Raw genomic sequence first — 25,961 nt, 5'->3', positions numbered from 1 at the left:
CCGCGCTCCTTCGCGGCCCGGAGTAGCCTCGCGGGCCGCAACCTCCCGCCACCGTGGAGACACCATGCCGCGCCCGCTCGTCGTCGCCGCCTGTGCCGCCGCCCTGCTCGCCGCGCCCTCCGCCCTCGCGCAGGCGCCCACGTCCCCGAAACCACCCGTCTCCACACCCAACCCGATGAAGGACGCCGCCGAGCGAACCCGGAGCGCGCTCCAGCTCGCACCCGCGCCCCGTCCGGAGGACGTGCGCTCCATCGATTCCCTCATCGCCGCGCTGTACGACGTCATCAGCGGCCCGGCGGGCCAGGCGCGCGACTGGCAGCGCTTCCGCGCCCTCTTCCACCCGGGCGCGCAGATGATTCCCATCCGTCGGTCCAAGGACGGCAAGGGACCCGCGGCCACGCCCTTCACACCGGATGACTATGCCACCTCCGCCGCGGTGGCCTTCGACAAGCGGGGGTTCTTCGAGAAGGAGACGCGCCGGCAGGCGTCTGGCTATGGCGACATGGTCCAGGTGCTGAGCGCGTATGAGACGCGTGAAACCGTGGACGGGCCGGTGATGACCACGGGCGTCAACAGCTTGCAGCTCGTCTTCGATGGGCGGCGCTGGTGGATTCTCAACATCGCCTGGACGGACGACAAGGCCGCGGGGGTTCCCGTGCCGAAGGACTTCACCCGGAAGTAGAACGCGCGTCATGGGTGACGTGTCCCTGCGCGATGTGCTGGTGGTGGGGAGCTACTGCCACGACCTGCTCCGGCATGGCCCCGGGCGGGAAACCCATGCGCTCGGCGGGTCGGCGGCGTACATCGCGTCCGTCCTGGATGCGATGGGGCTGGAGTACGCGGTGGCCGCGGTGGCCGGCGAGGACTTCCGTTACGCGGGCCAGGTCCGGTATCCGCCGCGCATCGTTCCGGGGACGCGCACCACGCAGTTCATCGCGGACTTCGACGGGGAGGACCGGACGCTTCGCGTGAGCGCGAAGGCGGAGCCCATCCTGCCGGAGGACATCACCGTGGACGCGCGCGTGGCGCTGGCGTGCGGTGTGGCGGGTGAGGTGCTACCGGAGACGCTGCTCCATGTCTCTGAGCGGGCGCGGCATGTGCTGGCGGATGCGCAGGGGTTGATTCGGGCATTCGATGATGACGGACGGGTGCTCAATCTCCGCTTGGAGGACACACCTTTCGCGGGGCTGCTCGAGCGGCTTCGGGTGCTGAAAGCCAGCGAGGAGGAGGCCCGGGCAATGGACATCGAGCGGGTGCGTCAGCGGACGTGCCTGGTGGTGACGCGTGGGGCGCGGGGCTGCACGGTGTTCACGGCGGATGCGCGCATCGACGTGCCCACGGTTGCGGTGGAGGAAGTGGATGCCACGGGCGCGGGCGACTGCTTCCTCGCGGGCTTCACGCTGGGACTGCTGCGAGGACTGCCGCTGGAGCGCTGCGCCGCGCTGGCGAACTGGTTCGGTGCGCAGGCGGTGACGCAGGTGGGTGTGCCGAAGCTGGATGTCAGCCGGCTTCCGGCGGAACTGCGATAAGCAGCTCTCAATGACAAGAAAGAGCATAGCCACATCCTTGGGATGTGTGCTCGCAAGCCTCTCACTGGGGTGCGCCAGTGGCGCGCACTCCACCGTGAAAAGGAGCGCCCCATATGCCCTGGCGTCCTGCTCTGACACCGTGTCGTGCTGCCTCCAACGATTCCCCGGCATGCCCGAGGCATGTGGACTCTCCGCTGCCGAGGCCGCTGTGCTCATGACCGGCGCCCAAGCCGCGACGGATGCGGCACCAGCCCGGTGGGATGACTCACACAACGCAGCCCTCCCTGAATGGAAACGAACGTGCATTCGTGCCTATGGCGACTGCAAGCAGGAGGGATGGAAGGGACACTGCTACGCCTGCTTCCAACTCTGCGAGGGCCAGCACGAATGGCCCGGCGATAAGTGCTATCCCGTGGGAAAGTAGCGCATGGCTGACGAACTCGATTGGGACCCGATTCGCACCCTGGCGCGTCGCGTGCTGCGCGATGGAGAGCCCCTGGTCCTCACCGCCGAAGTGCGGGACCTCCTGTCCCGAACAGCTCTCGAAGTGGGCCTCAGCCAAGCCGATGCGACTTCGGCTCTTGCCTCGGACACGAGCGCACTGGAACTCCTCCGAGAGTGCTCGCGTCGCATCAGCGAAGGGTCCAGCCGGATGGTGAATGCGCTTCACCGGATGTACCAGCACAAGCGCGCGGGTGACCTCGACAGTGCCCGCCAGGAAATGCGGGACGTGTTGGCCGCCGAGGAGGTGCCGCACTACCGCGCCGTTGCGCAGGGCCAACTCAACCTGCTGGATGATGAGCCTTGAATGACAACGGGGACGCGACTTCCGCCGCGCCCCCGTCAGTCAGCCTTCCGGCGATTCAACGAACGGCTCAGCCCTGCGTGGGCTCCTCGCCACCCGGGGTGCCACCCTCCTCGGACGCCGGGGGCGACTCGACAGCGGCTTCCGCAGGCGCCGTGGCGTCCGCAGGCGCAGCGGCGTCAGTCGCCTCCGGAGCGCTGGCCTCCGCCGTGGGTACCGCGCCCTCGGCCGGCGCCACCGCCTCGCCGTTCTCCTCGGACTCGTCGCTCTCGGGCAGCTTGGAGATGGCCATGACCTTCTCCTGCTCGTTCTCCAGGGCAATCAGCCGCACGCCCTGCGTGTTGCGGCCGATGACGGAGATTTCCTTCACCCGCATGCGGATGAGCATGCCACCGTTGGTGACGAGCATCACCTCGTCCGCTTCCTTCACCTGGAGCAGACCCACCACCTTGCCGTTCCGCTCGGTGGTCTTGATGTCGATGATGCCCTTGCCGCCACGGCCCTGCTGCCGGTACTCGGCCTCCTGCGTCCGCTTGCCGTAGCCGTTCTCCGTCACCGTGAGGATGGCCGCGTCCGTCTCCACCACGTCGGCGCCCACCACCTCGTCGCCGTCCTCCAGCGTGATTCCCTTCACGCCGTAGGCCTGACGGCCCATGGAGCGGACCTCCGTCTCCGGGAAGCGGATGCTCATGCCCGACGCCGTCGACAGCAGGATGTCCTTGCTGCCGTCGGTAATCATCACCGCCACCAGCTCGTCACCGTCGTCGATGCCCAGCGCGATGATGCCGCTGGAGCGAACGTTCTCGAACGCGCTCAGGTCCGTGCGCTTCACCACGCCCCGCTTCGTCACGAAGAAGACGTAGCGGTTCTCCGGGAAGTCACGCGTCACCAGCACCTGCGCCAGCCGCTCGCCCTCGCCGAACTGCACCAGGTTCACCATGGCCTTGCCGCGCGACGTGCGGCTGGCCTGCGGAACCTGGTGCACCTTCAGCGAGTACAGCTTGCCCTTCGTGGTGATGGGCATCAGGTACGCGTGCGTGCTGGCCACGAACAGCTTGCTGACGAAATCGTCTTCCTTCGTCGCAGCGCCCGTCTTCCCGCGCCCACCGCGCTTCTGCGCCCGATACTCGGTCAGCGGCGAGCGCTTGATGTAGCCCGTGTGCGACAGCGTGACCACCATCGTCTCCTCGGCGATGAGGTCCTCGCTGGTCATCTCATCCACGGCGCCGGTGATTTCCGTGCGGCGCTTGTCGCCGTAGCGCTCGCGAATCTCCACGAGCTCCGTCTTGATGACGTTGAGCAGGCTGCGCTCGTTGGCCAGGATGTCCTGCAGGCGCGCGATGTCGCGCACCAGGCCGATGAGCTCGCGGAACAGCTCCTCGCGCTGCAGGCCGGTGAGCCGCTGCAGGCGCATCTCCAGGATGTTCTGTGCCTGGCCCTCGCTGAAGCCCGCGCCCTCGTACTTGTGTGCCAAGCCCGCGTAGCTGGGCTCCTCGTTGCGCGCGCGCGAGACGAGCAGCTCCATCTGCGCCTTCGCCTTGTCGTAGTCGATGCGCTGGAGGGTCGCGAAGCGCTCGTGCTCGTACAGCGCGGGCGACAGGATGTTCATCAGGCCCCAGCGCGCCTCGTCCGGGTCCTTGGACGCGCGGATGAGGCTGACCACCAGGTCGATGAGGTCCTGCGCGACGAGCAGACCTTCGACGATGTGCATGCGCGCCAGCGCCTTGCGCAGCTCGTAGCGCGTGCGGCGCGTCACCACGTCACGGCGGTGCGCGATGAACCGGTCCAGCATCTCCTTCAGGTTGAGCGTGCGCGGCTGGCCGCCGTCGATGGCCAGCATCACCGCGCCGAAGGTCGTCTCCAGCGACGTCATCGCGTACAGGTTGTTGAGCACCACCTGCGCAATCGCATCGCGCTTGAGCTCGATGACGATGCGCATGCCCTGGCGGTCGCTCTCGTCGCGGATGTCGCTGATGCCCTCCAGCTTCTTCTCGCGCACCAGCTCGGCGATCTTCTCGATGAGCCGTGCCTTGTTCACCTGGTACGGAATCTCCGAGAAGATGATGGCCTCGCGGTCACCCCGCTTGGAGGTCTCGATGTCCGAGCGCGCCCGGATGGTGACCTGGCCGCGGCCCGTCTCGTAGGCGCGGACGATGCCCTCGCGCCCGGTGATGATGGCGCCGGTGGGGAAGTCCGGACCGGTGATGAACTCCATCAGGTCCCGGACCGTGCAGCCCGGGTTGTCGATGAGGTGCAGCGTGCCGCTGATGACCTCGGTCATGTTGTGCGGCGGGATGTTGGTGGTCATGCCCACCGCGATGCCGCTGCTGCCGTTGACCAGGAGGTTGGGGAACTTCGACGGGAGGACGAGCGGCTCTTCCAGCGAGTCGTCGTAGTTGGGACCGAAGTCCACCGTCTCCTTGTCGATGTCCGCCAGCAGGTCCTCCGCCAGCCGCTCCATGCGCACTTCCGTGTAACGCATGGCCGCTGGCGAGTCGCCGTCCACCGAGCCGAAGTTGCCCTGGCCGTCCACCAGCAGGTAGCGAAGGCTCCACTCCTGCGCCAGGCGCACCATGGCGTCGTACACCGACGAGTCACCGTGCGGGTGGTACTTACCGATGACGTCACCCACCACGCGGGCGGACTTCTTGTAGGCCCGGTTGTGGAGGTTGCCCAGGTCATTCATCGCGTACAGCACGCGGCGATGCACGGGCTTGAGTCCGTCACGTACGTCGGGCAGCGCGCGCCCCACGATGACGGACATGGAGTAGTCGAGATACGAACGGCGCATCTCGTCTTCGATGTTGACGGGAATGAGCTCTCCAGCGCTGTCCGGGGGGGGAGGCGCGGAGGGCGATGCCGGCTTGTCAGTCGTGTCGTCAGCCATGAGCTCTGGAAGTCTGCGGAGGGGCCCGCGAATGGGGGCCGCCATCCAGTGAGTGAGCGTTCGTAACCCCTGGATTTCCCTGCGTCAACAGGGGAAACAAGGGGCTTTCGCCTCGAACGTCGGGATGCCTGAAAGGGACTCTTTTTTGAACGCTTGAGCGAGCCTTTTTCAGCCCTGCGGACGCAGGAGAGCAGCCAGGCGCTCGGCTTCGGCTCCCACCGGTCCTTCCGGGTCCCTTTCCTTTGCTTTTTCGAACGCGGCCAGGGCCCCTTCCCGGTCGCCCTTCAGCTTCAAGGCCACGCCCACGTTGAGGTGCGCGGAGGGAAAGTCACGGTCCATGGCCACGGCTTCCCGGAAGAGCACCAGCGCCTGGTCCACGTCGCCCGACAGCAAGGCCTCCTTGCCGGCCTGGACGCGCTTCTCCGCGTCATTCACGAGCTCCACCTGGAACACGCTGCCGCCCACCACGTTGGCGACAAGCACGCGCAGGATGCCGCCCCAGTAGAACGTGAGCCCCTCCGCGGCCACCACGGCGGCCAGCGGCAGGTCCGGAAGCAGTTGCTTGCCCCGGAACTTGAAGCGCACCCGCGTGTAGCGGCCCTTGTTGGCCCAGTGGACCATCTCCCCCTGGAGCTTGCGCAGCCCTTCTTCCATGCGCTTGGGGTCGATTTCGAAGGGCAACACGCGGCCCGCGGTCTCGCCGGACGGGAGCGCCTTGGGGCCCGGGCGCCCAGGGGTGGGTTCGTCGGCGAGCACGGGCTCGGCTTCCAGTACGGGGGCCCGAGGGGTTTCGACGGCGGGCTCGGACACCGGCGCGCTGGCGCGACGGGGCGCGGCGCGGGTCCTCGAGGCGGCCTTCTTCGGGGCAGCGGCCTTCTTCGCCTTCGCCTTCGACGCGGCGGGCTTCTTCGCCTTCGACGGACGCTTCTGGGACGTGCTCTTGGCCATGGACACACCTTAAACGAGCCAAGGCGACAACGCTTGCATGGTGCCGCCCGATGGTGGGCTCCGCACGGTTCTTCGCACGCACGCCACACGACTTCACGCCGCGCGCGTCCCTTCCCTCCGGGCGCTCGGGGATGATGGCGTTCCTTCCCGAAAGGACTGCTCCCCGCATGACTCGCGTCCGGCACGCCCTGCTCTCCGCCCTGCTCCTCGCCGCCCCCATCGCCAGCGCCGCGCCCGCCGACCCCATCGCGTCCCAGGACGCCTGGCCCCGCATCCGCAAGGAGCGCATCCAGAAGCTGCTGCCCCAGGCCATGGTCCGCGCCAACGTGGACGCGTGGGTGGTCATCTGCCGAGAGAACGACAACGACCCGCTGGCCATCCACGTCGGCTGTGAGAACGCCGGAGGCACCGCCGCCTTCCTGTTCCTCAAGCAGGACGCGGCCGTGCGCGGCGTGGCCCTGTCACCGGAAGGCGAGGCCACCGCGCTCCGCGACGTGGCGCCGCTCGATGAGGTGGTGCCGCTGCCGCGCGGAACGAATCTCTACGCGCAGGTGGCCTCGCGGCTGGTGGCGGCGAAGCCGAAGCGCATCGCCGTCAATTCGTCCACGTCGGTGGCGGTGGCGGATGGCCTGTCCGCCACGCAGCGCGCCGCGCTGGAGAAGGCCCTGACGCCCGCGCTGCGCAAGAAGCTGGTGTCCTCCGAGGACCTCGTCTCCGAGTGGCTCTCCGTGAAGCTGCCCGAGGAGGTGGACATCCTCCGCAAGGCCGCCGCGCTGACATCCCAGATGGAGATAGAGGCCTACCGCGCGGTGGTGCCGGGCAAGACGCGCGACGTCGATGTGGCCCGCTTCCTCCGCCAGCGCATGGCGGAACTGGGCGTGGGCGACGCCTGGGCGCCGGACCAGAACCCCAACGTCCAGAGCGGCCCCACGCGCGGGCACTCCCACGCCACCGAGCGCGTCATCCAGCCGGGTGACTTCATCCAGACGGACTTCGGCATCCGCGTGGGCGGCATGTGGGTGACGGACATCCAGCGCTTCGCCTACGTGCTGGCGCCGGGCGAGACGCAGCCGCCCAAGGAGGCTCTGGAGAAGTGGGAGAAGGGCAAGAAAGGCAGCCGGATTGCACTGGCCACCCTGAAACCCGGCGTGCGCGGCTGGGACGTGGACAAGGCCCAGCGTGACTGGATGCGCGAGGCCGGCTCGGCGCCCGTCATGTGGGGAACGGGGCACCCGGTGGGCTACTGGGCGCATGACGTGGGCCCGGCGCTCTCCGGCGCGCAGCAGGGCAAGCCCGCGGCGGGACAGGCGGCGCGCATCGTCCGGCCCGGGCAGGTCTTCGCCTTCGACGGGTTCTTCGCGTGGCCGGACGGCGGCGAGGGCGAGCAGCGCATCATCGCCGTGGAGGAGATGGCCGTCGTCACCGAGACGGGTGCGGAATACCTCATCCCACCCCAGGAGGATTTGGTGCTCATCCCCTCCCCGGGTCCTTCCCGCCCCGTGCCGTGAGACATGTCTCACATGACAAGCTCGTGGGAGAAGCTTGAGTAGGATGCGCTGAACCGCTCGCGGAGAGGGCCCAATGCAGAACGTGCTGGTGATTGACGACGACGCCTTCGTGCTCTCGGTGGTGAGGGACATCCTCCAGGGCGCGGGCTATGGCGTCGTGACGGTGCAGTCACCCGCCGAGGCGTTCAACCTGGACCTGTCCAGCGTCTCCGCCATCCTCTGCGACTACAACATGCCGGACATGAATGGCTCCGACGTGCTCACGGTGATGCGCGAGCTGAAGGACTGCCGGGTGCCGTTCATCTTCCTCACCGGACACGAGGAGCTGGATGACCTCGTGTCCGTGGCCATCCGCTACGGCGCGGAGCTGCTGCCCAAGCCCATCCAGCCCGTGGAGCTGGTGCGGCTGCTAGTGAAGCAGCTCGCTTCCGCGGCCTGAGTGCTACCCCAGCACCGCCACCAACTGGCGGCACTGAGCCAGCAGCTCGCCCTCCTGGGTCCACAGCTGCTGGAAGTCCTCCGAGTACCCCTCCGCCGCCTGCCGTGAGCGCCCCGTGCGCAGGAAGTGGGCGTCCTCGCGCAGGTCCGGGCGCGGCAGGTCGTGGAAGAAGTGCACGGTGAAGTCCACGCTGGCCGCCGCGTGGAACCCCTCCACGCGCGAGAGCACCGACGGCGGATAGGCGTCCATCAACCCCACGCACAGCGGCGCGTCCAGCACCATGGGCTCACGCGGGCGAAGCCAACCGCCCGTCTCCGCCACGTCCGCGCCGGAGTACGGCGCCGAGCCCACGCAGAAGCGGTACTCGAAGAAGCTGCAGAAGGTGGGCATGGGCACGTCGTCCGGCACCACGGGGACGTCTTCCGGCGGCGGCACCACCGGGCGCTTCACGTCGAAGTACTCCGTCGCGCCGCCGCGCGAGGTGCCGAACGTGGCGGTGGCCACACACAGCACACCCGCGGCGCTCTCGATGCGCGCCGTCGCGTGCGTGACGAGCCGCCCCGTCCGTTCGATGCGCGTCTGGATTTCCGCCTCCCCCTCCACCGCGGGCGCGCAGAAGTGCACGGTGAGCGTGCGCACGGGACGGCCCGGCTGCTGGGCCTGCGCCAGGGTGTGCTCCAACGCGCGCAGCGTCGCCCCCGCGACGATGCCGCCATAGGCGCCCTTGCCCTGGTACCAGGGCGCGGTGAAGCGGATGCCGTAGCGGTTGGGAGAGAGCGGCTCGGGGGTGGTGGCAGCGAGGAAGGCAGCGGTCATGTCGCGCCGCAGCGTATCAACGCGGACCCGGTGTGTCCGGCCCGAGTCTCACGCAGCTCGCCGTCCCTTCAGGCGGGCAGGCGCCAGTCGATGGGTGGGCGACCGTGGGACTCCAGCGCCGCATTCACGGCGCTGAAGGGACGGCTGCCGAAGAAGCCATTGCTAGCGGACAGCGGCGAGGGGTGTGTGCCCTCGATGACGACGTGCCGCTTCGAATCGATGAGCTTCTTCTTCTTCTGCGCGTAGCGGCCCCACAGCAGGAACACCACCGGGTCGTCCTTGGCGCTCACCGCGCGGATGACGGCGTCCGTGAAGTCCTCCCAGCCGTGCCCCGCGTGGCTGTTGGGCTTCGCCTGCCGCACCGTCAACACCGCGTTGAGCAGCAGCACACCCTGCCGGGCCCAGGGAATCAGAGAGCCGTCCCTCGGGCGGGGCACGCCCACGTCGCTCTCCAACTCCTTGAACATGTTCACCAGCGAGGGCGGCGGCGGCACCCCGGGCTTCACCGAGAAGGCCAGCCCATGGGCCTGTCCCGGCCCGTGGTAGGGGTCCTGGCCCAGCAGCAATACCCGCACGTCTTCATAGGGCGTGAGCCGGCAGGCGGAGAAGAGGTCCTCCTCCGACGGAAAGACAGTGGCCTCCCGCCGCTCCGCTTCGACGAAGCGCTCCAGTTCCTGAAACGACGGCGACGCCAGCGCCGCGCGTAGCTCCTGCTTCCAGTCTTCCGGCAGCCCTTCCGCGAGCACTCACGCCTCCCATTCCAGCGGCGGCGGCATTGAAACACCGGGCCCCGGGAGCGCCCACTGCTTTCCGCCCGCCCGCGCGGGAAACCGGCGGTGGGCGGCCCCTGCCCCAGAAAGCAGCCGGGCAGGCGGGGCGGGTTCTTGGGCCCTGGGGCCAGAGCGCGCTAGCCTGGGTGGCGCCATGACGATGTACACCGAGTCACTCCGCGCGTTCCTCAAGCCCGTCCTGCCCTACATGGATGACGAGGCCGTGTCGGAAATCATGATCAACGGCCCGACCGACATCTGGATTGAGCGCAAGGGCCGGCTCACGAAAGTGGATGCATCGTTCACCGACGAAGGCCTGCTCGGCGCCGCGCGCAACATGGCCCAGTTCGTCGGCCGCATGCTCAACGAGGAGCGCCCCCGCCTGGACGCGCGCCTTCCGGATGGCAGCCGCATCCATGTGGTGATTCCGCCCATCGCGCGCAAGGGCACCACCATCTCCATCCGCAAGTTCTTCAAGGAGAAGCTGACGGTCCAATCCTTGATGAAGTTCGGGTCGCTCACGCCGCAGATGGCGCGCCTCATCGAGGCCGGCATCGCCACCAAGCTCAACATGCTGGTGGCCGGCGGCACGGGCTCCGGCAAGACGACGCTGCTCAACATCGTGTCGTCGCTCATCCCGGATGAGGAGCGCATCCTCACCATCGAGGACTCGGCCGAGCTCCAGCTCAACCAGTCCCACGTCGTGCCCTTCGAAAGCCGGCCGCCCGACAAGTTCGGCAAGGGCGCGGTGGACATGGGCGATTTGCTCCACTCCGCGCTGCGTCTGCGCCCCGACCGCATCGTCGTCGGTGAGGTGCGCGGCGGCGAGGCCTTCCACCTCATGCAGGCCATGAACACCGGCCACGGCGGCTCGCTGGCCACCACGCACGCCAACACGCCCACGGACACGCTGCGCCGCATCGAGTCGCTGTGCCTCATGTCCGGCGTGGACCTGCCCATGGTGGCCGTGCGCGCCCAGGTGGCCAGCGCCATCAACTTCATCATCTGCTGCGAGCGCCTCCACGACGGCAGCCGCAAGACGATTGCCCTGTCGGAGGTGCTGCCCCTCAACGAGAAGGGCGACTACCGCACCCAGGACATCTTCGTCTTCACGCCCGTCACCAAGGACGAGGACGACCACATCCTGGGCTACCACGCGCCCACCGGCATCATCCCCAACTTCGTCAGCAAGGCGCGCGCGTACGGCTTCCACGACCTGGACGAGTCCTTCTTCGACCCGGCCACCTACGGCCTGCCGCCGCCGCCCACCTTCCACGCGGGTGAGTCGTACACCGTGCGCTGGGCCCCGTCGCTCAAGCACCGCGAGGAGGGACGTCCGGACCCCGCCCACTTCAAGCAGGAGTGGGCCGCCTTCGAGCAGCGCCTCAAGCAGGACGCCCGCGACGCGAAGGCCGGCAAGGCCGCCGCCGCGCCGCCCCCGCCTCCCGCGCCAGCCGTTCAGGTGCAGGTGCCCGCGAGTCACCCCACCCCGCCGCCATCGGCGCGCGCCCGGCCGCCGGAGCCTCCGCCGGCCGTGAAGCCCGCAACGCCCGTGGCCCGGCCCGCAGCGCCGCCGCGCCCGCCGCCCGCCATGGACGACGACGCGACGCCGCCGCCCACGCGCAACCCCTTCGCGGAGGCCCCCGAGGAGACGCGCACCGCCATCCCCACCGAGGCCAAGGTCGAGGTCTCCGAGGACCTGCTCGCGGACGATGACGGCCCCAGCACGGTGCCCCCGCGCCGGCCGCCGCCCTTCACCCCGCCTTCGCGGGCACCCTCGCCCAACCGGCCACCGGCGCACGGCCAGCCCTGGGCGCGCGCCGCCCCCGCCGTCCCGCCCCGCGCCGGAGTCCGATGAGGACGACGACAGCACCCAGGGCTCGAATGGCGGCTCCGAGAAGACCCAGATTCGCCCGGCCCCGTCGGAGCGGCCTCGGCGCTGAAGCCATGACCCGGCCCGGCGCGTCGGAAACGACCCCGGGCCGGTGGGGCGGCCTCCCACCACACGCGCTCCGCCCCGGCGGGTTTCACCCGAAGCACGGGCGGTGATTCCCGACCTTGCGAGGAGGTCCGGTCGGGGGAAAGTGATTGGGTGTGGATCTCCTCCTCGCCGCGCTCACCCTGGCCACCCAGGCACCCGCCGCGGCTCCCCCGCCGCCCCTGTCCGTCCTGGTCGCACCGCCTGACGCGGCGGGAGCTCCCTCCCACGTCGTCGAGTTCGCGCAGGAGCACGTGGCCGAGCAGCTCCGGGCCCGTGGGCTGGTGGTGGTCCGTATCGAGGACATCACCCGCAAGCTGTCCGCGTCCAAGCGCCGCCCGCTGCTGCGCTGCAACCGCACAGCGCCCTCCTGCATCCGCGCGTTGGGCGCCGCGGGGAAGACGGAGCTCGTCCTGGTGACGGAGCTGGGCCAGTTGCTCAGCGGCTATCGCACGGGCGCGCGCATCTACACCGCCAACGACGGCGCGCTCGTCACCGAGCACCTCATCCCCGGCGTGAGCGAGGACCAGTTGCTGGACTCGCTCACCCAGTCGATCGACGCGGTGGTGCCCGTGGCGCAGACGGCCTTGCGCGGCCCGCCGCCGGCGCCGCCCCAGGCCGAGCCGCCCCCGCCGCCCGTGGCCGTGGTGGAGGCGAAGCCGCTGGCCCCGGAGCTGGAGCCCGAGCCCATCCGCCCGCTGCGCCGTTGGGCGTGGCTGCCCGCCGCGGGCGGTGTCGCCCTGGCCGGCGTGGGCACCGTCTTCTACCTGCAGGCGGGCGACAAGTACTCGCGGCTCGACAAGGACGGCACGCCGGACGCTCCGCTGGACAACGCGGATGGACTCGCGTCGTCGGGCCGCCGGGCGCAGACCCTGAGCCGGGTGGCCTTTGGGCTGGGCGCGGCGGGGCTCGTGACAGGCGCGGTGATGTTCCTGCTGCCCGGTGAGCTGCCCGCGAAGGTACAGCCCTCCGCCGCCGTGGTCCCCGGTGGGGGCATGGTGGGCCTGTCCGGGACGTTGCCTTGAATTCGAGGAGAGTCATGCGGAAGACCAGGATGCTCGGCGCCACGGGCACGGCGCTCGTGGCGGCGCTCGGTGCGGGCGCTTGCTACGACTTCGACGGTGCACGGCAGCGCTGCAGCGACGAGGGACGCTGCGAGCCCAACGTCGCCGCCTGTACGCCCGTCCCCGGCGAGGACCTTCCCGACGACGCCTTCGCCGATACCGACTGTGACGGCGTGGATGGCCAGGCGGACGCGGGGCTCTTCATCGACCCCATGGACGGGGATGACGACGCGGGCGTGGGCACCCGGCTGGCACCGCTGCGCACCGTGGGCCGCGCGCTGGCGATGCTGCGCGAACTGGATGGCGGCCCGCGCCACCTGTTCCTCGCGGGCGGCGCCTACGACGAGGCGGGCCTGGTGCTGGACGTCCCCGTCTCGCTGCACGGCGGCTATGCCGGACGCAGTGGCGGTTGGCGTCGCGCCGCGAACCGCGTGGCCATGTTCGACGCCGGCACGCTGGGGTTGACGGTGCAGGGACTCCAGGACGCCGGTGTGCTGATGGAGTACGTGCAGGTCAGCGCCGCCACCGCGACCGGCCCCGGTGAGCCCTCCATCGCCGTGCGCATGGTGGACTCCTCCGGGGTCCGTCTGCGTCACGTCACCCTGGCCGCGGGCGCGGGGGCCAGGGCGCCCCTGGCGAGGCAGGGGACACGGGCCTGGGCGGCCCCGACGGAGGCGAAGGGCAGAGCGGAGGCGTCGGCAACTCCGATACGGGCATGGGTGGGACGCCTGTCTCCATCACCTGCCCAGATGGCATCGAACCCACGGGCGGCGTGGGTGTGATTGGCAGCGGCAACGGCTCTCCTGGACGGGATGGTGGCACGGGCGGGCCTGGCGAGACGGGCGGCGCGGGCGGCGCGGGCGGTGATGCGCCAGACGCCGCGTGCTCCGGGCGTGAGTGCGTCTGCAACCCCTCCCCGGGCGAGAAGGGCCAGGGCGGCACGGAAGGAGGCCCCGGTACACCGGGTGACGGCGGCACGGGGATGGGGGTGCTGCGCGACGGGATATGGACCGCCGACCAGCAAGGCGAGCCCGGCAGCGGCGGCACGGCGGGCTCCGGCGGTGGTGGCGGCGGGTCGGGTGGGAGCTGCAACATCGACAACGTGAGCGTCGCTGGCGGCGGCGGCAGCGGCGCGGGCGGAACGGGCGGCTGTGGTGGTGCGGGTGGCGGCGGCGGTGGCGGTGGCGGCGCGTCCATCTCCTTGCTGCTCATCGGCTCCCAGGCGGCCATGGAGGAAGGCAGCGTCCTTCGCACGCTCGGTGGAGGCCCGGGTGGCGAGGGGGCGAAGGCGGTACCGGAGGTCCCGGAGGTGAAGGCGGGCACGGCGGCAACGGCGGCGAGGTCGTACGGGACGGAGGCGTCGTCGACGGAGGCGTCATCATCCACCGGACGACCGGCGGAGCGGGCGGAGCGGGCGGTCCCGGCGGCGCGGGCGGCGCGGGCGGCGGAGGGGGAGGCGGTGGCGGTGGGCCCTCAGTGGGCGTGTGGTGTGGCCCGGGCGCGACGGTCCGCTACACGGATGGCGGCGTCACCTTCCAGGTCGGTCCGGGCGGTCCGGGCGGCGCCGGCCCCGGGCTCGAAGGAAGCACGGGCGAACGAATGCCGGACTTCAACTGCGTCAGTGCCAACCCGTAGCGTCCGTTGTCCGACGTTGGGGTGCCTGCCCGGAGGGCGCTTGCGTGCTGCGCCTGACCGCCGGCCAGGCACTCCGGGCTGGAGCACATCGCCCCACCCGGGTCCTCCTGCTACGCTGCTTCCCGGTTTGAGATGGCTTCCGAGTTGATCTGCGATACCTGCGGCCTGGCCGTACCTGCCGACACCACCGTGTGCCCACGCGATGGGACGGTGGTGCTGTCGTCGTTCGACGTGCCCCCGCGCGAGGAGCCGAACGTGGTGGTGCAGGCCTCAGAGCCGCCCGCGGCCGTGCAGCGGGACCCGCTCATCGGCTTGAAGCTGGGCGAGTACGAGCTGCGCTCGCGCATCGGCGTGGGCGGCATGGGGCTGGTGTACGAAGGCATCCAGCCGCTCATCGGCAAGCGCGTGGCGGTGAAGGTGCTGCGTCCGGAGCTGGCCCACTCCACCGAGCAGGTGGAGCGGCTGCTGGCGGAGGCCCGCGCCGTCAACGCCATCCGTCACCGGGGCATCATCGACATCTTCGGCTTCGGCCAGGTGCCGGACGGCCGGCAGTACATCGTCATGGAGTACCTGGAGGGCCAGGCGCTCGACGCGGTGCTGACGGAGAAGAACCGGCTTCCGGTGCAGGAGGCGCTGGCGCTGCTCGACGAGGTCCTGGCCGCGCTGGCCGCCGCGCACGGCGCGGGCGTGGTGCACCGCGACCTCAAGCCGAGCAACATCTTCCTGGTGCAGCAGCCGGACGGCTCGCGCTACGTGAAGGTGCTGGACTTCGGGCTCGCCAAGCGAGGCCAGGGCCCCACCGGCCGCACCGCGCAAACGCGCACGGACATGGTGGTGGGCACGCCGGAGTACATGGCGCCGGAGCAGGCGCGCGGCCAGGAAGTGGGTCCGATGACGGACCTCTACGCCCTGGGTGTCGTCACCTTTGAAATCGTCACCGGCCGCCTGCCCTTCGTGGGCAGCTCGCCAGTGGACCTGCTGATGAAGCATGTGGAGGCGCGGCCGCCTCGCCCGTCGGAGTTCGTCTCCGATTTGCCGCCCGCGCTGGACGCCTTCATCTTGCAGATGCTCACCAAGGACCCGGAGACGCGCCCCAACTCCGCGGACGCGCTGCGGCAGCAGCTCCACAAGCTGCGCCGCACCCTGCGGGCCTCCACGCGCTCCAACCCCAGCGCGCTCGCGCCCGGCTTCGAGAAGGCCGCCGCGGTGGCGGAAGTGGACTCGCGCCGTCCCACCACGCCGGTGCCGGTGCCCCCGGAGCTGAACACCGAGCTGACCTCGCAGGAGCTGCGCGCCGCGGGCGTCCGCAGTCCGCTGCGCAAGCACCTGCCGCTGGTGGGTGCCGTGGGCTTCGCCGTGCTGCTGCTCGCGGGCGCCGCCGCGGTCGTCATCCGCGGCGCGAAGGCCCCCGCGCTCGTGCCGCCGTCCATCACGCCGCAGCAAGCCGCGGCGCCGGAGCACGCCGCTGCGGTCCCCCGCAGCAAGCCGCGGCGCCACAGCAGGCCGCGGCGGTCACCCCGCCTCCCGCCGAGCCAGCGCAGGCGCCCGTGGAGGAAGTGCCGCTTCAGCCCCTGGTCGTCGCCGCCGTCGCGCCGGCTCCGCCGGACGGCGTGGAGCGTCCGCCGCCGGCCCCGCGCGCCGAGAACACCCGCGTCGCGCCGCCTCGCCCCTGAAGGCCTCCGCCCCCACGCTGGAGGACATCCTCCAGAGCATCAACCGGCTGGAGCGCCGGGTGGACCGGCTGGAGACGAGCGGGAAGATTGACGCCCCCAAGGCCAACGCCGCGCGCAACCTGCTGGCGAAGTACCGCGACGACGCGCGGGCCGACACCAGCGCCCCCGCCCGCATCGACCTGCTCAAGAAGGTGACGGGCGTGGCGGGGATGATTCGCTGACCCGCGCCTGACTCAGCGCGCGCAGGCCAGCGGCTGGGCCATGGCGTTGCGCGCGCGGTCCTCGCTCACCAACCGCCACGCCGCCAGGTCCTCCAGCAACCGGTTGCGGTCCTGCCGGAGCACCGTGGGGTTCTTGCAAATCTTGATGCCGTAGTAATCGGAGTACGGGGGCAGCGCGAGTTGCAGCTCGGCGAGCTCCTCCAGCTTCAACTCGCTCAGCTCACGGCCAAAGAGCGCCAGGGCCGCGTCCTCCACGCCGACGATGCCGCGCTCGAAGTAGATGATGGACAGGTCGTACGCGATGAGCTGGTCCTTCTGCATGAAGGTGTGGATGCGGTGCGCGGCCACCGACCGCTCACGCGTGCCCTCGATGCCCAGCGCGGCGGCGATGCGCATGGCCAGGACGCGCTCACACGCCCCGTCTCCCGGCGGCGACGTGCCCACGGTGGCGCCCAGGAACAGACGCCAGGCCCACGCGGGCCCGTCCTCGCGTGGCGTCTGGAAGTACCGGGGGCACTCCAGGTGGCGGATGTACAGGGCCACCAGGTCCTTGGGCAGCTTGGAGAAGTCCGGCCGCACGAAGGTGATGGGGCGCGGGTTGCGCTGGGACTGCCCCGCCCGGAGGCTCATCCGCTCGCCTTCGATGCTGTGCTTGAGCTGCTTCTCCACGTCGAATTCGCTCTCCAGCGGCGGCAGCTTGCTCGCCGTGTAGAGGTACGTCAGCGGAATCACCACGCCGGCCAGGCCCAGCATGAACAAGATTGTCCAGAGCAGACTCTTCACCCCCTCAGGCTACCAGGGGGCGGCACGCGCCGGGCGCGTAGGTTAAAACCCCGACATGCCCGACTGGCACCCGGCCACCGTCACTGACAGTGCACCCGCCGCAGATGGCCTCACCGACCTCGTGCTGGACGTCCAGGGCACGCCCCTGGCCGGAACCCATGAGCGGCCCGGCCAATACGTCCACCTGCGCCTGCCTGGTGTGGGACAGGGGCTCTTTGCCATCGCCTCCCCGCCCGGCCGCCCGGGGACGCAGTGGGAGTTCCTCCTCAAGGTGGGCAGCCCGCTGTCCGACGCCCTCATCCACCTGCCCCGGGGCGCCCACGTCGACGTGTCACGGCCAGAGGGACGGGGCTTCCCGCTGGAGCGCGCCCGTGGCCAGGACGTGCTCCTGTTCGCCACCGGCTCCGGCATCTCCGCCATCCGCTCCGTCATCACCAGCATCCAACTGGAGCGCGGCGCCTACCGCCAGGTGACGCTCTACTTCGGCGCGCGCACACCGGGCGCCTTCGCCTACACGGACGAACTCCACGAGTGGGAAGCCGGCGGGGTGCGTGTGGTGCGCACCGTCAGCCAGCCCGGCGCCAGCGGCTGGCAGGGCCTCACGGGCTATGTGCAGGCCCACCTGGGTGAAGGGCCCGTGCAGGCCGCGGTGGCCTTCCTCTGCGGGCAGAAGGAGATGGTGCGGGGCGTGATGACGACGCTCCAGGCCCGCGGCATGCCCGCGGGTGACATCCACCTCAACTTCTGAGCGGTGGCGTGAGAACTACGGAGCGACGGACGCGCCGGCCGTGCCCGGCCCCTGCACGGTGGGCGATTCATAGCCCACGTCCAGCAGCACCGCCGCCGGGTCGCTGTCCCCGTCGCGGCTGGCCACCTGGGGCGTCCACGCGGCCACGCCCAGCCAGCGCCCATCCGGGCTGAAGCGCACGCGCCGCACGGACCAGTCGAAGCGGTGCTCGCCGCGCGCGTCCGCGTCACCTTCGGTGAACAGGTACACGCGCTTGTCCCAGCCGCCGCTGGCCAGCGAGCGCCCGTCCGGGGAGATGGCCGCGGTGGCCACCACGCCCCGGTGCACCGGCCACTTCGCCAGCACCGCCGGACTGCGCGTCCACCAGCGCGCCCGCGTTGAAGGGGCCCTGCGGCTCCTCCACGCCCTTGCGCTCGCGCTCGTACACGCCGCGGTCGCGCTCCGGCTTCTGCTCCGACAGGCCCACCCCCAGCCGCAGGCCGCGCGCGTCCACGGTGACGTCGCTCACGTAGGCCGGGAAGGAAACTCCGAGCGCCGCGCGAGCACCAGCGCGTCCACCGTCACCGCGCCCTCGGGCGGGCCGCCCTTCAGCGACAGCACGGCCTCCTGCGTGACTTCGTCGAAGGCCACGTCCACCCGTTCGGAGAAGGGCGCGCCCAGCACGCCCTGGGTGCCCTGCGGCACGCACGCGTCGCAGATGGCGACGTCCACGCCCTCCACCCGCATGGACTTGAAGCGCAGGGACTGGGCCGGCGCCAGCCGCGCGGCGATGGTGCCCAGCGGCCCCGGCACGTTGACCGTCTCCTTCAGGAAGGGCACGTCGATGCCCGCCGCGGCGGCCGCCTCGCTGGTGAGCACCAGCGCGGGCGCGCGCGCATCCAGCGCGAAGGACAGCGGCGCCTTGTCATTCACCGTGCCGCCCAGCACCACGGAGCCGGCGCGCCGCTCGAAGCGCATGCGCGCCTGTCCCGGCCGCAGCCCCTCCACGGAGGTGCGCCAGGCCCGCACGTGCTTGTCCCAGCCGCCCGAATACAGCGTCCCGTCCGGCGCGAAGGCCAGCGCCGTCACCGGGCCCAGGTGTCCGCGCTCCTCGGAGCCGTACTCCAGCGCGGGCGCCGACAGCACCGTCATCAGGCCCTTGTAGCTGCCCACCACCAGCCACTGCCCTTCCGGGTGGAAGGCCACCACGGACAGCGGCTCCTCGGTGCGGCGCTCCGCCACGAGCGCGCCGGTGGCCGCGTCGAAGAGGCGCACCACGCTGTCCTTGCCCGCGGTGGCCACGCGCGTGCCATCCGGGGAGAAGGCCACGCCCTCCACGTCGAACTCGTAGGGGTTGATGGCCGGGTCCGCCAGCATCGTCGGCTCGGCGGAGCCCAGCTCCCAGACGGAGAGGAAGTAGGACTTGCTGCCCAGGCGCGAGTACGCCACCCGGGCGCCTCGGGGCGCGAAGGCCAGGCCCCAGATGAAGTCCTTGTTGTTGAGGACGGCCTTGCGCCCAAGGCCCGAGGCGCTACCGGACACCCAGGTGCCCGGCTCCGACTCCAACCGGGCGCTCAGCTCCGGGGACACCCGAGGAGGCGCGTGTGCACAGCCACCACCTCCCACCGCCACCACCCCGCCCGCCAGCAGTGCGAACGCCCCCCTCGCGAACTTCATGTCCCTGAGCCTCCTGACGCCGAGGCGGCCTTCTGCCGCTCCTTCTCGACGTTGATTTCCGTGACGCCCTTGTTGTCGATGGACAACAGGAACAGCTGCTTCACCGCCTCGCGCTTCTCGTTGAAGGACGTGCGCCCGGTGGCCCCGTCGAAGTTCTTCAGGTTGGCCATCGCGTCACGCATCTGCGCGCGAGTGCGCGGTGCATCCTTCTGCTCCATGAGCTGCCGCAACATCCGACCGGAGTCGTAGCCAATGGCCTCCAGCAGACCCGGGTCCCGCCCCGTCTCCGCCCGGTAGGCCTCGCGGTACTGCTCCACGAAGCGGCGCGTGGCCGGACGCTGCGAGTCCACGAAGAAGCCGTCCACGAACACCGAGCAGGTGACGAACTTGCCGCCGCGCTCCACCAGCTCCGGCAGCCCTGAGCGGCCCTTGGGGCTGCTCCACTGGTTGGCGCCGAAGAGCGTCACCGTCTTCAGCTCCTTCTTGCCCGTCGTCTTGCGGATGCGCTCCAAATCACGCGGGTCGCACGCGTTGGTGACGATGTCCTCCACCGCCAGCGCGGGCGCCACCAGGCTGACGCGGCGCCAGTCGTCCGGCATGAAGATGGCGTCGAAGTCGATGATGGGCTCCACGCCGCTCTTCACCTTCTCCATCGCCTTGCGGCGGCGGAAGGCGTCCAGGTTCTCCCCCTGCACGTCGCGCACGCCCTCGATGTAGTCGCCGCGGTCATCCAGGTAGTAGCGGCCCACCAGCTTCTTGGCCTCGGTGGTGAAGGTCGTCTGGTCGTGCGAATAGCGCTCCGCCCCGCGCACGCCGCCGCCCCGCGCCACCACCTGGTCCCAGAAGGCATCCGCCAGCTCCACGCCGTAGGGGATGTTCGGGTACAGCAGCGCGAAGCGCTTGTAGCCCTTCACGTTCATCGCGTAGTCGGCGATGGCCTCCGCCTGCGCCGCGTTGGTGAGCATGTTGCGGAAGACGTAGCTGCCCAGCTCGGTGATGCCGTCCTGCCGGCTCATGGTCAGCAGCGGCACCTGGAGTTCCTCGGCCACCAGCGCCGCGCGCTTCGAGTCATCCGCCAGCAGGGGCCCCAGCACGGCGATGGCGCCGTCGTCGAAGGCCAGCTGCTCCATGGCCTGCCCCGTCTTGTTGACGTCGCCCTGCGTGTCCTTCACCACCAGCTCCACGCCGCTGCCTTCCAGCCCCAGCTGGATGCCGCGCAGCACCGCCTCGCCAATGGGCTGGTAGCGGCCCGTCATGGGCAGCAGCACGCCCACCGTGCGGGGGCGGGCCTCCACCCGGCGCGTGGCGCGGGCCAGCAGCTCGCGGGCCTGCGGCGCGAAGGCGTGGCCGGGCGCCTGGGCGAGGAAACGGTTCAGCGTCTCCTCCAGCCGCGTCCAGTCCCGCAGGTGGTAGTAGACGCGCGCCAGCTTGAAGGTGATGACGGGCCACGCCGGGTTGGACGGCGACAGGCCCTCCGCCACGCGGGCGATGTCCACGAAGGCCGCGCGGCCCTCCACCAGCGCCTCCACCTTGGCCACCGCGGCGGCCTGCGCCTGAGCGCCCTGGGCCGGCCCGCCTCGTCCACCGCCATCTGCAGCGCCTGCCCGTAGAGGCCTGCGCCCTCCGCGGCGCGAGCGGCCTCATTGAGCAGCTGGGTGCGCTCGGCGCCACTGGCGCGCTCGGCGAGGCTGGAGAGCGTCTGGTACGCGTCGCGGTAGGCGCCCACCTCCATCGCGGAGATGGCCAGCTTGTGCTTGGCGTCATCCGCCCGCGCATGGAGCGGGTTCTCGAAGAGCAGCTCGTTGAAGCTCTTGCGCGCGTTGACGAAGTCCCTGGACTCGAAGAAGAGGACGCCGGCCTGATAGAGCGCGTCCTGGCCCGCGGTGGTGGCGGGATACGCCTTGCGCACCGACAGGTAGGCCTCCGCGGCCTTCTTCTTGTCCGGAGTGGCGCTGGCCGTCTGGGACGCCTGCGCCAGCGCCGCGTCGGCGGTGGGGTCCTTCTTCGCCTCCACCGAAGGACGCGTGGGGAACGGGTCTCCCGAAGGCAGGTCCCCGCCGGTGTCACCTCCGGAGGGCGTGCGGGTGGACCGGGGGCAGGCCGTCAGCAGCAGGGCCAGGGCGATGACGAGCGAGCGGCGCAGGGTGGGCAGGACATCCATGGCAGGGCCGTGCATAGCAGTGGGGTGCGCCCCCGTCGACACCCGAGCGGGGGAAGATTCCACTGCCAGGATCCGCTGTTTTGCAGTGCCCGTGCCCACGGCGGCCTGCCGCGCCGCGGCGCCCGCCTGCCCACCAGGCGCGGCACGGAAGCCGCGCTTTCGCGGCCCCGCGCCCGCAACCGTCGTCAGCCGAACAGCTCCTTCACCTTGGCGATGAAGCTCTTCGACTGCGGGTGCGACTCCTCGCCGGAGGCCTCCGCGAACTTCTCCAGCAGCTCGCGCTGCTTCGACGACAGCTCGGTGGGCGTCTCCACCACGACGCGCACGTGCTGATCTCCCCGCTGCTGGCTGTGCAGGTGGGGGATGCCCTTGCCCTTGAGCCGGAACACCTTGCCGGACTGGGTGCCGTTGGGGACGGTCATCTTCACCTTGCCGTCCAACGTGGGGACGTCGATTTTCGCGCCCAGCGCCGCCTGCGTGAAGGAGATGGGCACCTCGCAGAAGACCTCGTACTCCTCGCGCTGGAAGAGCGGGTGCTCCTTCACGATGACGGTGACGTAGAGGTCACCCGGCGGACCGCCCCGGTCTCCAGGCTCGCCCATGCCGGACAGCCGCACGCGCGTGCCGTTGTCCACGCCGCCCGGGATGGCCACCTCGATGACCTCCTCGGAGGGCACCTTGCCCGAGCCCTTGCAGCGCGTGCACGGGTCCGGCACCACCGCGCCCGTGCCGCCGCAGTCACCGCAGGGCCGGGACACCGCGAAGAAGCCCTGGGTGTAGCGCAGCTCGCCGCTGCCGCCGCACGCCGAACAGGGCCGGGGCCCGGTGTTGCTCTTGCTGCCGGAGCCGGAGCAGGTGTCGCACTTCTTCGGCCGGGGAATGGTCACCTTGGGCCGGCAGCCGAAGGCCGCTTCCTCGAACGTGATTTCCAGATTGTAGCGCAGGTCCGCGCCACGCGAGCTCGTCCGCCGCCCACCCCGGCCACCGCCGAAGATGTCGCCGAAAATCTCGCCGAAGATGTCGTTGATGTTGACGCCCTGGAACCCGCCCCCGGCGCCACCAAAGCCCTCGAAGGGGTTGCCCGCGTGCCCGAAGCGGTCGTACTTCGCCCGCCGTTCAGGGTCGCTCAGCACCTCATAGGCTTCCGAGGCCTCCTTGAACTTCTCCTCGGCGTCCGAGTTCCCCGGATTGCGATCCGGGTGGTACTGCAGCGCCACCTTGCGGAACGCGCTCTTGAGCTCCTGCGCGGAGACAGATTTCTGGACGCCCAGGACCTCGTAGTAGTCGCGTTTCTGACCCGCCGCCGCTGACATTGATTACAACCCCTGGAATTTGCTGTGCTTTTTTGCGCTGCGTAAAATCTTGAGTCACTATAACGCAGCGAAACGCACCGGCAATCCAGCGGGGACACGCGCCGCCCGCGCCCACCCGGTGCCGGGCGGGCATCCGGGCGGGTGGCGTGGCGGGAAGAGAGGAAGCCGTCAGACGGTCCACACGCGGTTGGCCGTCAGCTCCATCCGGGCCAGCCTGCGCTTGAGTCCGGGGTCCACCGCGCCCGTCGCGGCCCACTTGGGCACCACGAAGTGGAGCTCCGCGTTGTACAGCTTCGCGGCGCTGGCCAGGAGGCTCCAGCGGTTCTCCGCCGTGGGCTCGTCCACCATGTGCGGGGTGACGATTTCCAGGATGATGGGCGTGCGAGCCGAATCCGACTGCCGACAGGTGAAGTCGGGGCGATGGTCCTCGATGGTCCCCGACAGGATGGGAGGAGGCATGAACCCGGGGAGGCGCGCCTTGATGTCCGTGTAACCGATGGTGCGGAAGTACTCGGCCATCAGCCACAGGAGCCGCCGGCGCTCCTCGTCCTCCACCACCGGCTCACAGCCCGGATTGAACAGGGCCTCTTTTTCGTTATTGGTTTCCATGGCTCCCCTGAACCTGTCCGCAGGGTTGAACGTGGGCAATGGAACTGGCCCGGGCGCTGCTAGCGCCCGGTGGCAGGGCAGCCGACAGGGCACCAGCCCCCGAAACCCGGTAGCCTTGGACCTTCTGGCGACTCAGTGACAGAGTCCGCCGCCGAACAGTGGCTCCCCGTCCTTCTCCTCACGTCTATCGTCGGCTCCTCGGCTACCTCCGCCCGTACCGGCTGCTGCTCGCCGCGGGTGTCGGCGCGTCCGTGGCCGCGGCCATCGCCACGTCCGCCTATGCCTGGGTGGTGGGCCCCCTGCTGCGCGCGCTGCTCACCCACGAGCCCGTCACCGTCGCCGGGGTATCCCTGCCGGGAGACGCCCTGCTCAAGCGGCTGCCCCTGCTCGTCGTGGCCGTGGCCATCGTGAAGGCCACCGCCCAGTTCCTCCAGGGCGGGCTGATGCAGCGGCTGGGACAGCGCGTGATGGCGGACCTGCGCGGGTTCCTCTACGGACGGCTGCTCGGCCAGCCGCCCGCGTTCTTCGAGCGGCGGCACTCTGGCGAGCTCCTGGCGCGCTTCACCGCGGACGTCCCCCTGGTCGAGTTCTCCGTGACGCAGGCGCTCACGTCCTATGTGAAGGACGGGCTGCAGATCATCGCGCTGCTCGCCACCTGCTTCTTCATCGACAAGACGCTGTTCCTCTTCACCTTCGTCGTCGTGCCGGTGACGGTGCTGCCCATCAACCGCTTCGCGCGCTCGCTGAAGAAGGTGGCCACGCGCTCGCAGGAGCGGCTGGGCTCGCTGACGGCGCTCACCGCCGAGCAGCTCCAGAACCTGCCCGTGGTGCAGGCCTTCCGCGGACAGCCGCGGGCGCTGGAGGCCTTCGAGGTGGAGGCGGACAAGTACCTGGGGGAGATGCGCCGCTCGCTCTTCCTGCGCGGCGCGGTGAGCCCCACGGTGGAGCTCCTGGGCATCGCCGGCGTGGCCATGGCGGTGGCCTGGGGCGCGCGCGCGGTGGCGGCGGACCCTGCGTTGGCGGGGCGGCTGCTCTCCTTCATGGCCGCCGCGTTGCTGCTGTACCAGCCCGTGAAGTCGCTCAGCGGCACGCTGTCACAGGTGCTGACGGGCCTGGCCGCCGCGGAGCGCCTCTTCGCCTTGGCGGACGAGCCGGCCGCGCCGGACGTGGGCGACGCCGCCGGGCCGCTGTCGCGCGAGCTGAGGCTGGAAGGCGTGCGGGCCACCTACGCGGACGGGCGCGAGGCGCTGCGCGGGGTGGACCTGGTGGTGCCCGCTGGCGCGCGCGTGGCGCTGGTGGGGCCCTCCGGCGCGGGCAAGACGACGCTGTTCTCCGTGCTGCTGGGCTTCTTGCCCACGTCGGGCGGACAGGTGCTGTGGGACGGGGCACCGCTGACGGCGCTCCAGCCTTCCAGCGTGCGCGGCCAGGTGGCGTGGGTGCCCCAGGAGCCGGTGCTCTTCTCCGGCACCGTGCGGCACAACCTCCGCCTGGGCCGGCCCGAGGCGACGGACGAGGAGCTGTGGGAAGCGCTGCGGCTGGCGCACGCGGATGACTTCGTCCGCTCGCTTCCCGGCGGCCTGGATGAGTTGGTGGGCGAGCGCGGCGGCCGGTTGTCCGGCGGACAGCGGCAGCGGCTGGTGCTGGCGCGGGCCTTCCTGTGCCGGCCGTCGGTGCTGCTGCTGGACGAGCCCACCAGCGCGCTCGACGCGGCGAGCGAGGCCGCGGTGGGGGAAGGCCTGGTCGCCCTGATGAAGGGGCGCACGGTGCTCGTCATCGCGCACCGGCTGTCCACGGTGCGTGACGCGGACCTGATTGCCGTGGTGGAGGCCGGCCGCGTGGTGGAGGCCGGCACCCACGCGGAACTGCTCGCCCTGCGGGGCCGGTACACGCAGCTCCTGGGCGAAGGCGCCGTCGCGGCGTGAAGGCGGCGCGCGGCCCTGGCTGATGCCGGACACCCCTCCCGCTTCCGGCCTTGCACCTCCACCGTCGCTCTGCCAGCGTCCCTGGCTGACTTCGATGCGTCCCCGGGAGCCCCTGTCCCTCAACGCCCTGCTGCTCGTCCCCGCCCTGGCGCTCGCGGCCCTGGCGTGTGTGGCGGTGTCGGCTCGGCAGGGCACCCTGGCCACCGCGGCCACCCTGACGCTGCTGCTGCTCCCCGTCGTCTTCCGGTTGTGGACACGCACCTGGTACCGCGGGCTCGTGCTGCGCGGTGTGGGCGTCTTCCTGATGGGCATGCACGTGCCCCTGCTGCTGGCCGGCGTCCTCGCCTATGGCCGCATCGGTTGCAGCGGCGGCGGGTGTCCCAAGCTCTACCTGCTGGGTGTGCTCGTCTCTCCCGTCGCAGGGGGGCTGGCGAGCGTCATCTACTGGCTCGTGGGTCGTCCCCCGGTCTAATTTCACAGGCTTAACCGGAGAGAC

Annotated in this window: 21 protein-coding genes and 2 pseudogenes; 14 read left to right on the top strand and 9 right to left on the bottom strand. The window is 70.6% G+C overall.

The genetic code is table 11. From position 1 onward, the window contains the following. Nucleotides 1-64 precede the first annotated feature (64 nt). The 3 genes from QEG98_RS04365 to QEG98_RS04355 all read left to right on the top strand — a co-directional run bounded on the left by QEG98_RS04365 (nt 65) and on the right by QEG98_RS04355 (nt 2,337). Nucleotides 65-682, top strand: a complete 618-nt coding sequence (locus QEG98_RS04365) for a nuclear transport factor 2 family protein (RefSeq protein WP_316565856.1) — start codon at nt 65-67, stop codon at nt 680-682. Between the two features lie 10 nt (nt 683-692). Further along, a complete protein-coding gene (locus QEG98_RS04360) occupies nt 693-1,529 on the top strand; it encodes a PfkB family carbohydrate kinase (RefSeq protein WP_316565855.1) in 837 nt (278 codons plus the stop codon). Nucleotides 1,530-1,956: 427 nt separating this feature from the next. After that, nucleotides 1,957-2,337 carry a DUSAM domain-containing protein gene (locus tag QEG98_RS04355; RefSeq protein WP_316565854.1) on the top strand — a complete coding sequence of 127 codons (381 nt, stop codon included), beginning with the start codon at nt 1,957-1,959 and terminating at the stop codon, nt 2,335-2,337. A gap of 67 nt (nt 2,338-2,404) precedes the next feature. Here QEG98_RS04355 and gyrA read toward each other — a convergent pair whose 3' ends face one another. Together gyrA and QEG98_RS04345 are read right to left on the bottom strand one after the other, a co-directional pair. Next, nucleotides 2,405-5,221: a DNA gyrase subunit A gene (gene gyrA / locus QEG98_RS04350; RefSeq protein WP_316565853.1), complete on the bottom strand. Its 2,817-nt coding sequence runs from the start codon at nt 5,219-5,221 to the stop codon at nt 2,405-2,407. A gap of 168 nt (nt 5,222-5,389) precedes the next feature. Next, on the bottom strand, nt 5,390-6,169 hold the full coding sequence (locus QEG98_RS04345) for a tetratricopeptide repeat protein (protein ID WP_316565852.1): 780 nt from the start codon (nt 6,167-6,169) through the stop codon (nt 5,390-5,392). 167 nt (nt 6,170-6,336) lie between these two features. Between QEG98_RS04345 and QEG98_RS04340 the strand changes: the two genes are divergently transcribed. Together QEG98_RS04340 and QEG98_RS04335 are read left to right on the top strand one after the other, a co-directional pair. Next, entirely contained in the window at nt 6,337-7,677 is a 1,341-nt protein-coding gene (locus QEG98_RS04340) for a M24 family metallopeptidase (RefSeq protein ID WP_316565851.1), read from the top strand. Nucleotides 7,678-7,750: 73 nt separating this feature from the next. Then, nucleotides 7,751-8,116 carry a response regulator gene (locus QEG98_RS04335; RefSeq protein ID WP_316565850.1) on the top strand — a complete coding sequence of 122 codons (366 nt, stop codon included), beginning with the start codon at nt 7,751-7,753 and terminating at the stop codon, nt 8,114-8,116. Nucleotides 8,117-8,119: 3 nt separating this feature from the next. On the opposite strand, the gene QEG98_RS04330 is transcribed toward QEG98_RS04335, so the two are convergent. After that, nucleotides 8,120-8,932 (bottom strand): thioesterase family protein, encoded by an 813-nt coding sequence (locus QEG98_RS04330; RefSeq protein WP_316565849.1) that lies wholly within the window; start codon nt 8,930-8,932, stop codon nt 8,120-8,122. Nucleotides 8,933-9,000: 68 nt separating this feature from the next. Beyond that, nucleotides 9,001-9,678 carry a uracil-DNA glycosylase gene (gene ung, locus QEG98_RS04325; RefSeq protein WP_316565848.1) on the bottom strand — a complete coding sequence of 226 codons (678 nt, stop codon included), beginning with the start codon at nt 9,676-9,678 and terminating at the stop codon, nt 9,001-9,003. A gap of 178 nt (nt 9,679-9,856) precedes the next feature. Here ung and QEG98_RS04320 point away from each other — a divergent pair, with 178 nt between their 5' ends. The 6 genes from QEG98_RS04320 (at nt 9,857) to QEG98_RS04295 (ending at nt 16,273) form a co-directional block, all read left to right on the top strand. Further along, the gene (locus tag QEG98_RS04320) at nt 9,857-11,560 is read left to right on the top strand and encodes a CpaF family protein (RefSeq protein ID WP_316565847.1); all 1,704 of its coding nucleotides are present in this window, start codon (nt 9,857-9,859) and stop codon (nt 11,558-11,560) included. 236 nt (nt 11,561-11,796) lie between these two features. Then, the gene (locus tag QEG98_RS04315; protein WP_316565846.1) at nt 11,797-12,705 is read left to right on the top strand and encodes a hypothetical protein; all 909 of its coding nucleotides are present in this window, start codon (nt 11,797-11,799) and stop codon (nt 12,703-12,705) included. A gap of 14 nt (nt 12,706-12,719) precedes the next feature. Further along, nucleotides 12,720-13,526: a hypothetical protein gene (locus QEG98_RS04310; RefSeq protein WP_316565845.1), complete on the top strand. Its 807-nt coding sequence runs from the start codon at nt 12,720-12,722 to the stop codon at nt 13,524-13,526. Then, nucleotides 13,460-14,527, top strand: a complete 1,068-nt coding sequence (locus QEG98_RS04305) for a hypothetical protein (RefSeq protein WP_316565844.1) — start codon at nt 13,460-13,462, stop codon at nt 14,525-14,527. The genes QEG98_RS04310 and QEG98_RS04305 overlap by 67 nt, the downstream gene beginning before the upstream one ends. After that, nucleotides 14,512-16,143 carry a serine/threonine-protein kinase gene (locus QEG98_RS04300; RefSeq protein ID WP_316565843.1) on the top strand — a complete coding sequence of 544 codons (1,632 nt, stop codon included), beginning with the start codon at nt 14,512-14,514 and terminating at the stop codon, nt 16,141-16,143. The genes QEG98_RS04305 and QEG98_RS04300 overlap by 16 nt, the downstream gene beginning before the upstream one ends. Beyond that, the gene (locus QEG98_RS04295; RefSeq protein WP_316565842.1) at nt 16,112-16,273 is read left to right on the top strand and encodes a hypothetical protein; all 162 of its coding nucleotides are present in this window, start codon (nt 16,112-16,114) and stop codon (nt 16,271-16,273) included. The genes QEG98_RS04300 and QEG98_RS04295 overlap by 32 nt, the downstream gene beginning before the upstream one ends. Before the next feature lie 12 nt (nt 16,274-16,285). Here QEG98_RS04295 and QEG98_RS04290 read toward each other — a convergent pair whose 3' ends face one another. Next, nucleotides 16,286-17,026: a transglycosylase domain-containing protein gene (locus QEG98_RS04290; RefSeq protein ID WP_171445103.1), complete on the bottom strand. Its 741-nt coding sequence runs from the start codon at nt 17,024-17,026 to the stop codon at nt 16,286-16,288. An 85-nt stretch (nt 17,027-17,111) separates the two neighbouring features. Between QEG98_RS04290 and QEG98_RS04285 the strand changes: the two genes are divergently transcribed. Then, the gene (locus tag QEG98_RS04285; RefSeq protein ID WP_090485827.1) at nt 17,112-17,804 is read left to right on the top strand and encodes an NAD-binding oxidoreductase; all 693 of its coding nucleotides are present in this window, start codon (nt 17,112-17,114) and stop codon (nt 17,802-17,804) included. A gap of 15 nt (nt 17,805-17,819) precedes the next feature. Here QEG98_RS04285 and QEG98_RS04280 read toward each other — a convergent pair. From QEG98_RS04280 to QEG98_RS04265, 4 genes and pseudogenes are all read right to left on the bottom strand, one after another. Then, nucleotides 17,820-19,460: pseudogene (locus QEG98_RS04280) on the bottom strand (WD40 repeat domain-containing protein). Further along, a pseudogene (locus tag QEG98_RS04275) lies at nt 19,457-21,636 on the bottom strand (penicillin-binding protein activator). The pseudogenes QEG98_RS04280 and QEG98_RS04275 overlap by 4 nt, the downstream one beginning before the upstream one ends. A 170-nt stretch (nt 21,637-21,806) precedes the next feature. Next, complete coding sequence (gene dnaJ / locus QEG98_RS04270; protein ID WP_090485837.1) at nt 21,807-22,934, bottom strand: molecular chaperone DnaJ; 1,128 nt, start codon at nt 22,932-22,934, stop codon at nt 21,807-21,809. 168 nt (nt 22,935-23,102) lie between these two features. Beyond that, a complete protein-coding gene (locus tag QEG98_RS04265) occupies nt 23,103-23,543 on the bottom strand; it encodes a hypothetical protein (RefSeq protein ID WP_026114310.1) in 441 nt (146 codons plus the stop codon). A gap of 158 nt (nt 23,544-23,701) precedes the next feature. On the opposite strand from QEG98_RS04265, the gene QEG98_RS04260 reads away from it, so the two are divergent. Continuing rightward, entirely contained in the window at nt 23,702-25,465 is a 1,764-nt protein-coding gene (locus tag QEG98_RS04260) for an ABC transporter ATP-binding protein (protein WP_316565841.1), read from the top strand. A 94-nt stretch (nt 25,466-25,559) separates the two neighbouring features. Further along, entirely contained in the window at nt 25,560-25,937 is a 378-nt protein-coding gene (locus QEG98_RS04255; RefSeq protein WP_316565840.1) for a hypothetical protein, read from the top strand. Nucleotides 25,938-25,961: the final 24 nt, after the last annotated feature.

This window comes from Myxococcus sp. MxC21-1 (assembly GCF_032612255.1).
Classification (GTDB): Bacteria; Myxococcota; Myxococcia; order Myxococcales; family Myxococcaceae; genus Myxococcus; species Myxococcus virescens.
The sequence above is the reverse complement of the archived record's forward strand: the minus strand, read 5'-3'. Positions and strand labels throughout refer to the sequence as shown.